Origin of the sequence: Bradyrhizobium elkanii USDA 76, from assembly GCF_023278185.1 — a bacterium.
Taxonomy (GTDB): domain Bacteria; phylum Pseudomonadota; class Alphaproteobacteria; order Rhizobiales; family Xanthobacteraceae; genus Bradyrhizobium; species Bradyrhizobium elkanii.
On the sequence record NZ_CP066356.1, the window covers coordinates 4,314,467 to 4,328,891 of the forward strand.

15 protein-coding genes are annotated in these 14,425 nt (G+C 64.7%); 12 read left to right on the forward strand and 3 right to left on the reverse strand.

The annotated features are described in order from the left end of the window. Positions 1-170 precede the first annotated feature (170 nt). From JEY66_RS20930 to JEY66_RS20940, 3 genes are all read left to right on the forward strand, one after another. Positions 171-1,502, forward strand: a complete 1,332-nt coding sequence (locus JEY66_RS20930; protein WP_018272027.1) for a cytochrome-c peroxidase — start codon at positions 171-173, stop codon at positions 1,500-1,502. 72 nt (positions 1,503-1,574) lie between these two features. Next, complete coding sequence (locus JEY66_RS20935; protein WP_018272026.1) at positions 1,575-2,360, forward strand: aldo/keto reductase; 786 nt, start codon at positions 1,575-1,577, stop codon at positions 2,358-2,360. A 187-nt stretch (positions 2,361-2,547) separates the two neighbouring features. Continuing rightward, positions 2,548-3,450, forward strand: coding sequence for a hypothetical protein (locus JEY66_RS20940; RefSeq protein ID WP_018272025.1), 903 nt, complete (start codon positions 2,548-2,550; stop codon positions 3,448-3,450). A gap of 12 nt (positions 3,451-3,462) precedes the next feature. On the opposite strand, the gene JEY66_RS20945 is transcribed toward JEY66_RS20940, so the two are convergent. Beyond that, positions 3,463-4,140 (reverse strand): DUF599 domain-containing protein, encoded by a 678-nt coding sequence (locus JEY66_RS20945; protein WP_018272024.1) that lies wholly within the window; start codon positions 4,138-4,140, stop codon positions 3,463-3,465. Between the two features lie 120 nt (positions 4,141-4,260). Here JEY66_RS20945 and JEY66_RS20950 point away from each other — a divergent pair, with 120 nt between their 5' ends. The 5 genes from JEY66_RS20950 (at position 4,261) to JEY66_RS20970 (ending at position 7,494) form a co-directional block, all read left to right on the forward strand. Next, entirely contained in the window at positions 4,261-4,914 is a 654-nt protein-coding gene (locus JEY66_RS20950; RefSeq protein ID WP_018272023.1) for a glutathione S-transferase family protein, read from the forward strand. Positions 4,915-5,019: 105 nt separating this feature from the next. Further along, the gene (locus JEY66_RS20955) at positions 5,020-5,388 is read left to right on the forward strand and encodes a YidB family protein (protein WP_018272022.1); all 369 of its coding nucleotides are present in this window, start codon (positions 5,020-5,022) and stop codon (positions 5,386-5,388) included. Positions 5,389-5,606: 218 nt separating this feature from the next. Beyond that, on the forward strand, positions 5,607-5,810 hold the full coding sequence (locus tag JEY66_RS20960) for a hypothetical protein (protein WP_018272021.1): 204 nt from the start codon (positions 5,607-5,609) through the stop codon (positions 5,808-5,810). Between the two features lie 153 nt (positions 5,811-5,963). Continuing rightward, a complete protein-coding gene (locus JEY66_RS20965) occupies positions 5,964-6,914 on the forward strand; it encodes a hypothetical protein (RefSeq protein ID WP_018272020.1) in 951 nt (316 codons plus the stop codon). A gap of 139 nt (positions 6,915-7,053) precedes the next feature. Beyond that, a complete protein-coding gene (locus JEY66_RS20970; RefSeq protein ID WP_018272019.1) occupies positions 7,054-7,494 on the forward strand; it encodes a DUF1489 family protein in 441 nt (146 codons plus the stop codon). A gap of 21 nt (positions 7,495-7,515) precedes the next feature. On the opposite strand, the gene JEY66_RS20975 is transcribed toward JEY66_RS20970, so the two are convergent. Then, positions 7,516-8,262 (reverse strand): hypothetical protein, encoded by a 747-nt coding sequence (locus tag JEY66_RS20975; protein ID WP_018272018.1) that lies wholly within the window; start codon positions 8,260-8,262, stop codon positions 7,516-7,518. Positions 8,263-8,383: 121 nt separating this feature from the next. Next, complete coding sequence (gene panC / locus JEY66_RS20980; RefSeq protein WP_018272017.1) at positions 8,384-9,235, reverse strand: pantoate--beta-alanine ligase; 852 nt, start codon at positions 9,233-9,235, stop codon at positions 8,384-8,386. A 293-nt stretch (positions 9,236-9,528) separates the two neighbouring features. On the opposite strand from panC, the gene JEY66_RS20985 reads away from it, so the two are divergent. From JEY66_RS20985 to JEY66_RS21000, 4 genes are all read left to right on the forward strand, one after another. Beyond that, on the forward strand, positions 9,529-10,452 hold the full coding sequence (locus JEY66_RS20985) for a division plane positioning ATPase MipZ (RefSeq protein ID WP_018272016.1): 924 nt from the start codon (positions 9,529-9,531) through the stop codon (positions 10,450-10,452). Positions 10,453-10,840: 388 nt separating this feature from the next. Continuing rightward, positions 10,841-11,782 (forward strand): alpha/beta hydrolase, encoded by a 942-nt coding sequence (locus tag JEY66_RS20990; RefSeq protein ID WP_050999547.1) that lies wholly within the window; start codon positions 10,841-10,843, stop codon positions 11,780-11,782. A gap of 89 nt (positions 11,783-11,871) precedes the next feature. Continuing rightward, the gene (locus tag JEY66_RS20995) at positions 11,872-12,612 is read left to right on the forward strand and encodes a vWA domain-containing protein (RefSeq protein WP_016842847.1); all 741 of its coding nucleotides are present in this window, start codon (positions 11,872-11,874) and stop codon (positions 12,610-12,612) included. A 299-nt stretch (positions 12,613-12,911) separates the two neighbouring features. Then, positions 12,912-14,198 (forward strand): TAXI family TRAP transporter solute-binding subunit, encoded by a 1,287-nt coding sequence (locus JEY66_RS21000; protein ID WP_018272014.1) that lies wholly within the window; start codon positions 12,912-12,914, stop codon positions 14,196-14,198. The last annotated feature ends 227 nt before the right edge of the window (positions 14,199-14,425 follow it).

Here is a 14,425-nt window from a genome sequence, read left to right on the forward strand (position 1 = left end):
CGGAGAGAGCCCCCACCCGCATCGCATCGTGGATGCGATGCGACCTCCCCCGCAAGCGGGAGAGGTGAAGCCAGTCCGCCGCCGACACTCTACTTCCCGTCTTGACGCGTTTTCTTCACGCGAACCGGAATCCACTTCGCTCGAAAACGCTTAACGACACTGGATATGACATGAACGGCCGCACCTTGTGGCTTCTCGGCGCCGGCCTGCTGTGCATGGCCGGCACTGTTGCGGCCGTCGAGACGCAGGGACTTCCGGGGACCAATCCGAACCCGGTGCAGCTCAGGCGTCCGCCGGTCGCCCCGCTGTCCGCCATGGCGCGGCTCGGCCAGAAGATCTTCTTCGACGCGTCGCTGTCCTCTTCGGGCGCATTGTCATGCGCGTCCTGTCACAGTCCGGACCACGCCTACGGGCCACCCAATGATGGACCGGTGATGCTTGGCGGGCCCGCGCAATCCCGGCAAGGGACACGCGCCGTGCCGGGCCTGACCTATCTCGAGCGGCAGCCGAATTTCAGCATCGGGCCGGAAAAGGACGAGGACGACAATGTCGTCGACTTCGCGCAACTGGCCGCGCTCGGCCAGCAGGCCGCGCGCGCCAGGAAAGTGGCGACCGGGACTGCCACCTCGGCGGTCAACATCGTGCCGCAGGGCGGACTGTTCTGGGACGGCCGCGCCGATACGCTGCAGGACCAGGCGATCTTCCCGCTGCTCGATCCCAACGAGATGGACGGCGGCAGCATCGAGATCGTGGCGCAGAAGCTGCGCCGGGCGAGCTACGCGCCGCGCTTCGCCGAGCTGTTCGGCGCTGGTGTCTTCGACAATACGCGGCTGTTGGTCGCGGAGGCGATGTTTGCCGTCGCGCGTTATCAGGTGGAGGAGCCGAGCTTCCATCCCTACACCAGCAAGTTCGACTACTGGCTGGAGGGCAAGGCGCGATTGAACGAGAGCGAGTTACGCGGCCTGCAATTGTTCAATGATCCGGAGAAGGCCAATTGCGGCGGCTGCCATACGTCGCAGCCGACCCGGGATGGTCTACCGCCGCTGTTCACCGATCATCAATATGAGGCGCTCGGCGCGCCGGGCAACGCCGCGCTCGCCGGCAACCGCGATCCCGACCATTTCGATCTCGGGGTTTGCGGTCCGTACCGCACCGACATTGCCGAGCAGACGCAATATTGCGGGATGTTTCTGACGCCGACCTTGCGCAACACGGCAACGCGTCGCGTGTTCTTCCACAACGGCGTCTTCACCAGCCTCGAGCAGGTGCTCGACTTCTATAACTTCCGCGATACCAATCCGGAGAAGGTCTTTCCGCGCGGCGCCGACGGCACGGTGCGCAAGTACGATGACCTGCCGGAAAAGTATCACGGCAATGTCGACGTCAGCGATCCGCCGTTCGAGCGCCATCTCGGCGACACGCCCGCGATGACGGCACAGGACGAGGCCGACATTATCGCCTTCCTGAAGACGCTGACCGACGGCTACCAGCCGGAGCGGTAAGACGTCGCGGCGTTCCATCGCGGAACCGAACCGTGAGTTGGCAGGGCTTCGTCATGCGCGCATAATGAGCGCATGAATGTCGTCGAAGGCAACGGTGCCAGGATCCCGGCAATCGGGCTCGGCACATGGGAGTTGCGCGGGCGGACCTGCGCCCGCATCGTCGAGCAGGCGTTGCGGCTCGGCTATCGCCACATCGACACCGCGGAGATCTATGACAACGAGCGCGAAGTCGGCGAGGGGCTGCGTGCCTCCGGCATCAAGCGCGACGACGTGTTCGTCACCACCAAGATCTGGACCACGCATTTCATGGCGAAGGATCTCGAGCGGTCGGCGAAGGAGAGCCTGGCACGGCTGCGCCTCACCGAGGTCGATCTGTTGCTGCTGCACTGGCCCAATGCGCAGGTGCCGCTTGCCGAGACGCTCGGCGCGCTGGCGCGGGTCAGGCAGGCGGGCCTGGCGCGGCATATCGGCGTCTCCAATTTCAACGCGGCGCTGATCGAGGAGGCGGTGGCGACGTGTCCCGAGCCGCTCGCCTGCGACCAGGTCGAGTACCATCCTTATCTCGACCAGGCCGATGTGATCGAGGCCTGTCGACGCCACGGCATGGCATTCGTTGCCTACAGTCCGATCGCGAAGGGACGGGTCAAGGGCGACCGCGCGCTGGCGCGGATCGGCGACCGCTACCGCAAGACCGCCGCCCAGGTCTGCCTGCGCTGGCTGGTGCAGCAGAATGTCTCCGCGATCCCGCGCACCTCGAAGCTCGAACGTCTGCAGGAGAACATCGACATCTTCGATTTCGAGTTATCGGTGGACGACATGCGCGAAATCTCGGCGATCGGGAGCGCCGGTGCGCGGTGACGGCCCCGCGACGCATGGGGTCTTTGCCTGAGCATCAAGTCTCGGAAAAATGGCTGGGTCCTGATCCCGATCATGCTAATGCCCCGCTGGCCGATTGCAGCTTTGGACCGAATGGGGATTGAGGCAGGCGGGTTCCGGCCGGTATTGTCATCGGCGGGGAGAGACATCACTGACGTGATCGAGTGGGATGAAGTTTCGGCCAAACGCGGATCTGATGGCGTCGGTGTTCGTGCACCTGATGCTGCTCGGGCTGATTTTCCTTTATTCGGAGGTCCATCAGTTCGATCCCGTCTCCGCTGACACGGTGCCGGTCGAGATCGTGACGCCGCAGGAGGTCGCCAGATCCGAGGTCGAGACCAAGCCCGAACCGGCACCGAGCCCGTCGCCGACGCCCGAGTTGCAGTTGCCGTCGCTCGACAAGCCGGTGGATTCAGCCAAGCCCGAACCATCGGCGCAGGCGGCCGCGCCACAGCAGAACGCGCCACAGCAGCCGCCGCAGAAGCAGCCGACGCCGCCCAAGCCCAACCCGGCGCCGCAACGTGCCGCGGCCGAGCCGCCGCCCGCGCCGCCGGCACCGCAAACGCCACCGATGCCCCAGCCAACGGCGCAGCAACAGGCGGCAGCGTCGTCGCCTGCCTATGCGCAGCCCGAGCCTGATCTTTCGGTCAAATACAATGTCATGCTCGGCCTGCCGCCCGACATCTCCGTGAAGCCGCCCGCCAGCGCGCCGTCCGGCCCCGGCCCCGGCAAGGACAATTTCGACGCAGCCGCCACCGAGCAGGCCGACGTCGGCTCGCGCGTGGTCGCCGAATTCCGCCGTCACCTGAAGACCTGCCTGAAACTCCCGCCGACGCTGAGTACAGGCGACGACGTGAAGATCAAGCTCAGGGTGTTCATGAAGCCCGACGGCAAGCTTGCGGCGCAGCCCTTGCTGATCGAGGCCACCGCCTCGGAAAAGGGGCCGCTGTTGCTGAAGAGCGCGACCGATGCGCTGCAGGCCTGCCAGCCCTATGCGATGCTGCCGCGGGATCGCTACGGCGAATGGAAGGTGCTCGATCTCGATTTCAGCCCGCGCGATTTTGCGTCGTAGACAAGGGTCGCGTCAGCTTCCCATCGCCTGCCAGGCATTCGAGGCGAACTGTCGGCGCCAGATCACGATCACGACCGCGGCTGTCGTGACGAACAGCACCCAGGGGCTGACGAACCAGCCGAGATAGCCGAGTGCGAAGAAGAACGCGCGCTGGCCGCGGTTGAAGTGCCGGCCCGCCGTCTCGAACAGCCGCGTGGTGCGGATCACATGGGCCTCTGCCTCCGGCGTATCGCGCTGGTCGGCCGGCGGCATCGCGCCGAACAGGATCGCCACATAGTTGAACAGGCGATAGGCCCAGGCGAATTTGAAGAAGGTGTAGATGAAGATCAGGATCAGCCCGATGCACTTGACCTCCCACAAAGCGGGCGAGGGCGTGAGGTTGACCGGCAGCGCGCCGAGCACGGCGAGCGCGTCATTGGTGGCGCGCAACAGCGCCAGCGCGCCGCCGATCGCGATCAGGCTGGTGGAGGCAAAGAACGCGGTGCCGTTCTGCAAGCTGGCCATGATCTGCATGTCGACCATCCGTGCATCGCGGTTGAGCAGATTCCGCACCCAGATCTCGCGATAGACGTGCATCCGCGCCGACAGGCTGTCGCGCCCATACGCGGTGTGCTCCAGCGTGATGGCGTAGACCAGCCATTCCAGCGCAAAGAAGCCGACGGCCAGGATGTCGGTCCAATAGCCGGTCATGTTGCCTTCCTTCGTGAGCGCGCGGCCGACTGTCCGCGCCGGGCCGCATCCGCGTCATGTACAGGTTGAACGCGTGCAATGCACTATGGCAAACTACCGTGGCAACAGGATTCCCCGGACATGCTCAAGCTCGTCATCGGCAACAAGAACTATTCGTCATGGTCGATGCGGCCTTGGCTGGCGCTCCGCGCCAACAACATCCCGTTCGAAGAGGTTTTCATTCCGCTCTACACGGACCAAGCCGACAAGGACCGCATTCTCGCTTTCAGTAAGGCCGGCAAGGTGCCGACGCTGATCGATGGCGACGTCACGGTGTGGGACTCGCTGGCAATCATCGAATATCTCGCCGAGAGATTTCCCGAGGCGAAGCTGTGGCCTGCGGATCGCGCCGCGCGCGCGCATGCCCGCGCGATCTCGGCGGAGATGCATTCCGGCTTCATGCCGTTGCGCAACGAATGCGGCATGAACCTGCACCGGCCGATCCGTGCCGTTGCGCTGTCGGACGATGCGCGCGCCAATGTGGCGCGGATCCAGGAGATCTGGGCCGAGTGCCATCTGCGCTACGGCAAGCAGGGTCCGTTCCTGTTCGGCGCATTCTCCGCGGCGGACGCGATGTATGCGCCCGTGGTGCATCGCTTCCGCACCTACGCGATCCCGGTGAAGGCCGAGGCGCAGCACTATGTCGATGCCATGATGGCGCTCCCGGCGTTTGCCGAATGGACCCGCGACGGCATTGCCGAGACGCTGCGGATCGATCGATTCGAGCACGTCTGATTCCGAATTGTGACAGCGGTCGCGAAGATCGCGGCTTGACGCCGCGAGGCCAAGGGCGTCGAATCCGGCAAGGCTGGTTTCGCAAGTCGTGAAAGGACTTAGACCATGGGCATTCTCGATTCCCTGGAGAATTCGCCGGAGCTGAAAGGCATGCTTGGCCAGCTTGGCGCGGCGGTGATCCCGGTCGTGCTCGGCGAAGTTCTGGGCAATGGCGGGCAGGGCGGCTTGTCCGCGATTGTCGCCAAGCTCGAGCAGGCCGGGCTCGGCGAGCAGGTCAAATCCTGGATCGGTACCGGTCAGAACCTGCCGATCACGGCTGAGCAGCTCCAGCAGGTGCTCGGCAGCGATACGGTCAAGCAGCTCGCCGCCAAATTCAACATTCCGGTGGACCAGCTGTCCAAGGTGCTTGCCCAGCAACTTCCGGCTGCGGTCGATGGCGCGAGCCCGGACGGCAAGCTGCCGCACACCGCCTGAGCGGCTGGAATCAGGGTTCCAGCCGGGCTCGGCGGGCAATTTCCGGCTGGCACGCAAATTGCTGCCTATCGCTCTGAAAAACCTGCAAAAATCGCACCTTCGCTATGCCCCAATCTTGCTGGATTTGGGGAGGTGCGATGTGCTAGCTTGCCGCAGGGTTCTCAAAATGCCGGCCTGAGCTATCGGGACTGTCAGCTCAGCCAGCAATCTCTAAGAAAATGGAGAGGGCGTTGAAGCATAAGTACTCGATTGGCGAGACCGTCTATTTCACGGCCAGCAACGTGGCGCGCCCCGCCGCGAGCGGCACCTATCAAGTGATCCGGCTGCTGCCGACCGACGGTGACGACTGCCAATATCGCATCAAGAGCTCGACTGAAGCTTTCGAACGGGTGGCCAAGGAGAGTCAGCTCGCGCTGTCCTGAAGGAGTTGTGCGCAAGCCGGCGGCTGGGGCGGGTTCCGCACCGCCGCCGTCAAAAGGCCCTGTTCGCAGACCCATTGTGCTGAAGGTTGGACGTCGGGGTGGCGGCGTTCGCCGTCGCCGATTGTGCTTACGCTGCGTTGAGGGACATCGCGCATGAACTGGGCTTCCTCGCTGGATCAGATCTGGCGCTCACCGACCTTCCCGATGTGGCTGACGCTGGCCGCCGCGGGGTTCTTTGGGATCGTCGTTCTGGTCACGCTGCTGCGTGCGGAAAAATCCGTCGCCAACGGCGCGCTGACCGTGATCACGCTGCTGTCGATCGCGGTTGCGGTCGCCGCGACGATCCGTGGCTTCGGCCCGGGCGGGCAGGGGGCGCCGGCCGAGGCACGGACGGCGCAACTGGCCAGCCAGACGGTGCCGGCGCTGGCCTGCGTCGACGATCTCGCCGGAGACGCCGTTCTCAACGCCTGCGAGAAGGTGCTGTTCGGTTCATCGGATACGGCGGCAGCGGCGGTCAGCTACGCGGCGGCGCAGGTCTCGCGCCTGACTGCGCTCGGCGACCTCGCGACCGCCGAGCGCAATTCGACCACCGAGTTGCAGGCGCTGCGCCGTGCCATCGAGCATGACCGCTACGGCCTGGTCGCCTATGCGCTGATGGCGCGCGACCACTGCACGCCGACCGCGTGCCCCGCGTTCCGCTCGTTCGGCGACAACCATCAGATCATCGCCAACATGAACGAGCGGACCTACGAGAACCTGATCACGCGCTACGCGGGGTCGTGGAACGCGCCGGCCGGCGCCCAGGCGTCGGCCGCCTCTGGCCTGGTCGCAGCGCTGCCGCAGTCATTGCCCACCGGCAAGCCGACCAATGCGGAGTTTCCGAGCTCGGCGAACACGCCGCCCGTCAGCATCATGACGCCCGAGCCGGCAAAGCCGGCCGCCGCCGCACCAGCGCCGGCCGCGCGCGCTGCCGCCGCGCCGCCCGCCGCAGCCCCGAAGCGGCCGCCGGCGGCGAAGCGCCCGGTCCAGATCGCGCCGGCCCCGGCCGCGTCGGCGCCGCCTCCTGCCGCCGCCAGCGCACCGGCGGCTGCGAACGAGCAATGAGCGTGATGGCGGCGGCTTGAGCCGCCGTCATTGCACTGTTCCGGCTTCGCTTCGCTCGAAATGTGCTTCTAGTCCCGATATCCACCGCCGCGGAGAGCGCTCCCTTTCCAAAGCGCGCGCCGGCCGCTACATCCGGCACATGCCGCTTCATCTCATCAAGCTCGCCGTCGGTTGTGACTCCGTCAAGGAACTCAAGGGCTGGGTTGCCGAACGGATGGCGACCGCGAAGAAAAAGGGCCTGCCGCTCCGTCACGTCCACATCACGCGGATGACGCCGAAGCGCGAGGAGGAGGTCCTTGCCGGCGGTTCGCTCTATTGGGTGATCCGCGGCGAGATCGCCGCGCGCGAGAAGATCATCGCCATCGAGCCGTTCCGCGACAAGGACGGCATCGGCCGCTGCCGGCTGGTGATGCAGCCCAAGGTGATCGCGGTCTCGCCGCGGCCGATGCGGCCGTTCCAGGGCTGGCGCTACCTGACCGCGGACTCCGCGCCGGCCGATCTCACCAAGTCGAGCGCGGCCAGCGTGGCATCGATGCCCGAGCCGATGCGTCGCGAGTTGCGCGACCTCGGCTTGCTCTGAGCAATCGAGCGGGATCCGGGATCACTGGGTCACGAGATGCAGCCGGGCCCATTCTGAGGCCGGGACCTCGACATAACGGCCACCCGCCTTGTCGGCCGTGACGTCGAACAGTTCATGGTCGATCCCCATCTCGCTGAGATATCTCCGGAACTGATCGGTGAAGATTGTCGTGAGGCTGTCGCGGTGCTCGGCAGAGACGTTGGATGCGAGCCGGTCGTAGATCTGCATCCTTGCGGTCAGGATGACGCGGTTGCCGGGCGGCAGGCTGCGATGCACCCCGCCCGCAAGCATCAATACACATGCAAGCTCGCAGGGTACACCGGAGAGCTTTTCCTTCGCATCCAGCGGGCCGCCGGGCCGCTTCAGCGCAAAGCATTCCTCTTCGGATTTTCCGGTGCAGGCCTCGACCTCGGTCGCCGCCACCGCCGCGTCGATGCCGCGACCGCGCAGGATGCGGCCGAGGCTGGCAGCGACGGTGAGGTCGGACCCCGGTTTGACGTTGATCACCACCGGCAGCTTGCGGCCGTTCTGCCGGTCGAGGATCGCCAGCAGGCGCTTGTAGGTATCCCACTGCACGGCGCCCTCGGCGGCGATCCAGTCCGAGCAGCCGGGCCCGCAGGCATCGGGTGCACCGTGCGCGACATAGAAGATCATCGCGCCGGGCGCCGAATTGACCCCGCCGACCGGCGGCCGGGTCTGCGCCTGCGCCAGGCCTGCGGCCGCGAGCGCGATGCCGAAAGCAATGCCTTGCCTGAAATAACCGCTCATTCCGATCGCCTCTGAAAGGCGCGATCATCCACGCGTCGGGCCGCGCAGATGAGGCCGAGCCCTCATTACAGGCTCGAACCTCGTTTGCGCATGAACCGCATCACACTTTCCGGATCCTGCTTCAGACCGGGATGTTGTCGATCAGGCGCGTGCTGCCGAGCTTTGCCGCCACCAGCATCCGCATCGGGCCGTCCTTCAGCGAGCCGATCGGCGCCAGGGAGGCGGCGTGGCGCACTTCGAGATAATCGAGCACGAAGCCGGCCCTGGTGATCGCCGCGGCGCCGTCGGCCATTGCGGTCGCGGTATCCTCGCCGGCGCGCAGGCGGCCGGCCGTCTCCTTCATCACCCGATGAAGCTCAGGGGCTGCGCGCCGTTCCTCCGGGGAGAGGTAGACGTTGCGCGACGACATCGCGAGACCGTCGCGCTCGCGCACCGTTTTGGATCCGATCACCCTGACGCCGAGGTCGAGGTCCGCGGCCATCTGGGTGACGACCCGGAGCTGCTGAAAGTCCTTCTCGCCGAAGATCGCGAGGTCGGGCCGGACCTGGGTGAACAGCTTGCCGACCACGGTGGCGACGCCGCCGAAGAAATGCGGTCGGAAGCGATCCTCGAGCCCGGCAGTGGCCGGCCCCTCCGGCACGATCCTGGTGGCGAAGCCGTCCGGGTACATCGCCTTCACCTCGGGATGCCAGATCAGGTCGACGCCCTCGGCGGCGAGCTTGGCGACGTCTTCCTTCCAGGTGCGCGGATAGGAGCCGAAATCTTCGGTCGGCGCGAACTGGGTCGGGTTGACGAAGATCGAGACGACGACCCGCTTGGCGCGGCGCTTGGCGAGGCGCACCAGCGACACATGGCCGTCATGGAGCGCTCCCATGGTTGGGACCAGCGCGACGGTCGCCTTCTTGGCGCGCAGGGCGTCGACGGCGCGACGAAGGGCGGGGACGGTACGGACGACGGTGGGATTTCTCGGCATCTGGTCTCGGCTCGTGGGGCAATCCGGGTGGGGACGAATCTGGGTGGGACGGGTTGGCGTTCGGCAAGTCACGCAGCTTACCAAGTCCGAACCGCTATCGGCAAACCGCCGCGACAAGCCTTACCCGATCTCGGACGCGCATGGATCACAGCTGCCGTGCCGCCGATCGACGCAGCAGTCTTGCTTGATCGGTTCGTCATCAAGCACGGCCGCAATTGATTTCCTGTCGCGGCGATGCATTTCACTTGACCGCAGCGGCGCTCGCTTTGAAGATCATTGACGGGATTTGAATCATGTTGGTGCAGGCTCGTCAGGGTCAATCCGGCTCCGCACATGTCATTGTGCTGGGCAACGAGAAGGGTGGATCGGGAAAGTCGACCACCGCCCTGCATATCGCCGTCGCGCTGCTGAAGGCCGGGCAGCGCGTCGCCAGCATCGATCTCGACTGCCGCCAGCAGAGCTTCACCCGCTACATCAGCAATCGCCAGGCCTGGGCGCGACGCACCGGGCTCGACCTCGAGCTCCCCGCACACCACTGCATCAAGTACGGCGAGACGATGCAGATCGAGGAGAACGAGAACGCGGAATTCCAGCAGTTCATGGCCGCGGTGAGCGCGGTGGAACGCGCCTATGATTTCATCGTCATCGACACCCCGGGCGCGGACAGCTACCTGATGCGGCTCGCGCATTCGATGGCCGACACTTTGGTGACGCCGATCAACGACAGCTTCCTCGATTTCGACGTGCTCGGTACCGTCGATCCCGCGACCTACGCGGTGACCGGCGAGAGCCATTATGCGGAGATGGTGCGCGACACCAGGCGCAAGCGCCGCCAGCTCGACGGCGCCTCGACCGACTGGATCGTGGTGCGCAACCGCCTGTCGATGCTCGGCTCGCGCAACAAGCAGCTGGTCGCTGACGGCTTGAAGCAGCTGTCGCTGCAGCTCGGGTTCCGTTCGGTCGACGGCTTTGCCGAGCGGGTGGTCTATCGCGAATTCTTCCCACGCGGGCTGACGGCGCTCGACGACATCGACGAGGCGACGCTCGGCACCCGCCCGAGCCTCGGCCACGTCACCGCCCGCGAGGAGGTGATGAGCCTGCTGCGCGAGCTCAAGCTGCCGCTGGACGAGCGCGGCCGCCGCCGGGCCGCCAACCGGGCCGAATGGTTCAGCCAGGTCGACAAGCCGCTGGAAGTCGACGACATCATCGGCAGCTAGGCCGTCAGGTACTCCCTCGGGCAGGTTCCAGGGCGCCTGGCGCGCAGCAGGTGACGATCGTCACTTTTGGAGGTTGCAGAAGCACGGTAGTCTTGCGGGGTTTTCGGCCACTCCGTCGCCAATATGCCGGAACAAAGCTGGCCAGATCCGGTTTTCCCAAGTCAGCCGCGTTCTCGCTCCCGTCGGCTGGTCTTGAGGTATTATCGTGCCGCAGAGCCATGGCGCTAGAAGCGAATGCACAAAGGTTGTGTGCACCGCACAATGAACGTGCTGCGAAATCCCAACTTTTAGACTTCCTGTCACAGCGCCGTGACATATATTCTCAAAAGGAGGCCGAAGAGTCTCCGGCCAAGAATAGCCCTGAAAAGGCGGGCACCTCGAGGACGTCATGAAGCGTGGAATTCTCGTTCTGCTTTCTCTCTCCGTGGTGATCACGGCGGCCTATTTCACCGCGAGCAAGTGGGCGATCCGTCACGAAACTCTCATGTTCAAGGACCCGACGCGCGATGAGCGGCCGGTCGCGGTCGACGTTGCCGTGCGCTTCGACAAGGAGATGCAGGCCGACGCTGGCATGATCACGCTGCCGGTTGCGATCCTCAATCATGGCAATACCGTCAAATTCACCGAATATTCCTTCCTCGCGAACGTGTTCGCGGCGCGCGGCTATCTGACCATCAGCATTCAGAACGACCTGCCGTCGGATGGACCGATGGTGACCAAGGTCGGCGAGCTCTATGTCGGCCGCCTGCCGCAGTACCAGCGCGGCATCACCAACATCAAGTTCGCGATCGAGGAGATGAAGAAGCGCCAGCCGAACGCGGACTACAGCAAGCTGACGATGGTCGGCCATTCCAATGGCGGCGACATCGCGATGTATTTCGCCAAGCAGTATCCGGACGAGATCAAGAAGGTGGTGACGCTGGACAATCTGCGCGTGCCGTTCATGACCGACGGCAAGTTCAAGATTCTTTCATTCCGGTCTCACGATTCGCAGTTCAAGCCGGATCCGGGTGTCGTTCCCGATGCCGACGAATGCGAGAAGGCCGGCATCACCGTCGTGAACACCAACTTCCAGCACAACGACATGCGGGACACCGGGCCCGAGAAGGCCAAGGACTCGATCCAGGCCATGCTCGATAAATTCCTGGCCGACACCGACAGCGCTGTCGCGCCGGTCGACACCAGGAATGCGCCGCCGAAGATTCTGGAGCCGGGTCCCGTCTCGCTCTACGTGCCGGTCGAGAAACCTCAGACCTTGACCGACAAGCTCAAGAAGTCGCTCTCGCTGACCAAGACCGAGACGAAGAAGGATCCATCAGTCACGAATTGACCGGGCGGCCCGGGATCCAGGCTGGCCCGTCACGTTGACCAATCCGCTGCCGCGGCCCACATAGTGTTTGCTGTACGAGGCAAGCGCTGATGGCCGGCAAGACGATCAAACCGACATCCGGAAACGATGTACGCCCGGCTCATGCGCCTGGCGTGCCGACATCCAGCGCGAACGACATCGCGGCATTCGTCGCCAAGGCGCGGGCGATGTCGCCGCATCGCGCGGGTGCCCGCGGCAGGCTGGTGTTCGCGCTCGACGCCACGATGAGCCGGCAGCCGACATGGGATATGGCGTGCACGCTGCAGGCGGACATGTTCCGCGAGGCCGGCTCGCTCGGCAGTCTCGATATCCGCCTCGTCTATTATCGCGGCTTCAATGAGTGCCGCGCGTCGGGCTGGATCTCCGACAGCGCGCAGCTCGCTCGGCTGATGAGCAAGATCGATTGCCAGGGCGGCAATACCCAGATCGGCAAGGTGCTGTCCGAGACGCGCCGCGAGGCGGTCGAGGCAGGGGTGCGCGCGCTGGTGTTCGTCGGCGACGCGATGGAGGAGAGCGCCGACGATCTCTGCGCCAAGGCCGGCGAGCTCGGCCTGCTCAAGGTGCCGGTCTTCATGTTTCAGGAGGGCCGGGACATGGCCGCCGAGCAGACGTTCCGCGAGATCGCGCGACTGACCGGCGGCGCATGGTGCAGGTTCGATCCCGGCGCGGCCGCGCAGCTCCGCGAGCTGCTGCGGGCCGCCGCGGCCTACGCCGCCGGAGGCCGCGAGGCGTTGCTGCAGCTGGCCAAGACCACGAGCGGTGCGGCGAAGCTGATCGGCCAGATGAAATAGCGCGGCGCCGCGCAGTCTCCGCCCTTTTGCCCGGCTTGATTTCTTATCGTTCGTGACCGAGGCCGTCTTGGCGGGCTCCGTCAACGCGTCGGGCCCAACCTAGTGTTTGACGTGGATCAAGGCGTCGCGGCATGGGCATTGAACCATGCAACAAATGGAGGAGCACAGGATGTCTCAGTGCCGGCCGCAAACACTGGGATTTTACGAGGATATCGACTTCAGACTTCGGCAGGCTGATCCCCGAGGGGGCTGACTGTCATGCGTTCGCGGCTTGCATTGAGCAACGAGGTCGACGCGCGATGATTGCCGGAGATTATGCCTACGGATTTTGGCGCTACCTCTCGATTGCCGGGGCGCTAGCGATATTTCTGGGCGCGGGCGCGTTCATTATGGCGACGTTGCCGCCGCGCGAACTCGTGATGGCGACCGGCGCCGAGGGCAGCGCCAACTACGAACTGGGTATCCGCTATCGCGAAATCCTGGCGAAAGAAGGCGTCAGGCTGCAGCTCCAGCCGACCTCCGGCAGCCTCGAAAATCTGAAGTATCTGCGCGACCCGCGGTCGCGGGTCAGCGTTGGGTTCATCCAAGGCGGCACGACGACCGGCAAGGAAGCCCCGGAACTGGAGTCGCTCGGCACGATCTTCTACGAGCCGTTATGGCTGTTCCGCCGAAGCGAGATTGGAGAAGGCGTACAGGCGTTGCGCGGCCGACGACTTTCGATCGGTGCCGAAGGAAGCGGCGGGCGCGCCTTGGCGCTGCAAATAATGCAAAGGACCAGGATCGACTCTATCGTCGGAGAAATTTCGGGATATGCACCGCAAGCTGCGGCGGAGAAACTGGTGGCTGGCGATATCGATGCGGCGTTTATCGTGACTGCCTGGGAGTCTCCCGTCGTGCAATCCATCCTCAATGCCAAAGGCATCGAGCTTTCCAGCGCCCAGCGTGCGGATGCCTTCGTCGCGATCTATCCCTTTCTGCACAAACTGGTCCTGCCTGCCGGGGTGATCGATCTGCTGGCGAACCGCCCGCCCGCGGATGTCGTGCTGTTGGCGCCGAAGGCCAGTCTCGTCGTGAGGGCTGACCTGCATTCGGCGCTGCAATACGTTCTGCTCAATGCCGCCGCGGAAATTCATTCGCAGCCCGGCATTTTTCAGAAAGCAGGAGAATTTCCCGCAGCCGAGTCGATCGGCATTCCGCTCAGCCAGGAAGCGCAACGCTATTACAAGACCGGGCGGCCGTTCCTGCAAGGTTATCTCCCATTCTGGGGAGCGACGCTGGTGGAGAAGGTGGTCGTCGTGCTGCTCCCGCTGGCCGCCTTGCTGTTCCCGGTGTTCAAGTTCCTGCCGCAGACCTACGACTGGATGATGCAGCTCAGGATCAGGCGGCTGTACGACGAGATCAGGTCGATCGAGAGCGAGATGAATGCCGGGGGCAGGAAGATCGACGTCAGCGCATTGAACGCGAAGCTGGATCTCATGGATCAGCGCGCGAACCAGATGCAATTGCCGAATGTCTATGCGAGCAGCCTCTATACCCTGCGGAGCCACATCGATCTCGTGCGCACCCGTCTGGCCGCAATGGCTTGACCGGGACACACGACAGAACGGCATCATGAAGCTTGTGCGCGGCGGACTCAGGCGCAAGCCCGAATTTCCAGACCTCGGCGGACCTTGCGTTGAACAGGCGTCGAATTCGGCGGCCCCCAGCATCCGTTGGAAACCGTTGGTTCAAGCGGACATCGGGTGTGCGCGGCACAATCGACCATTTTATGGGTCCATGGCGCAGCCAGTCGCCGACGTCGGCGCCACGCGGC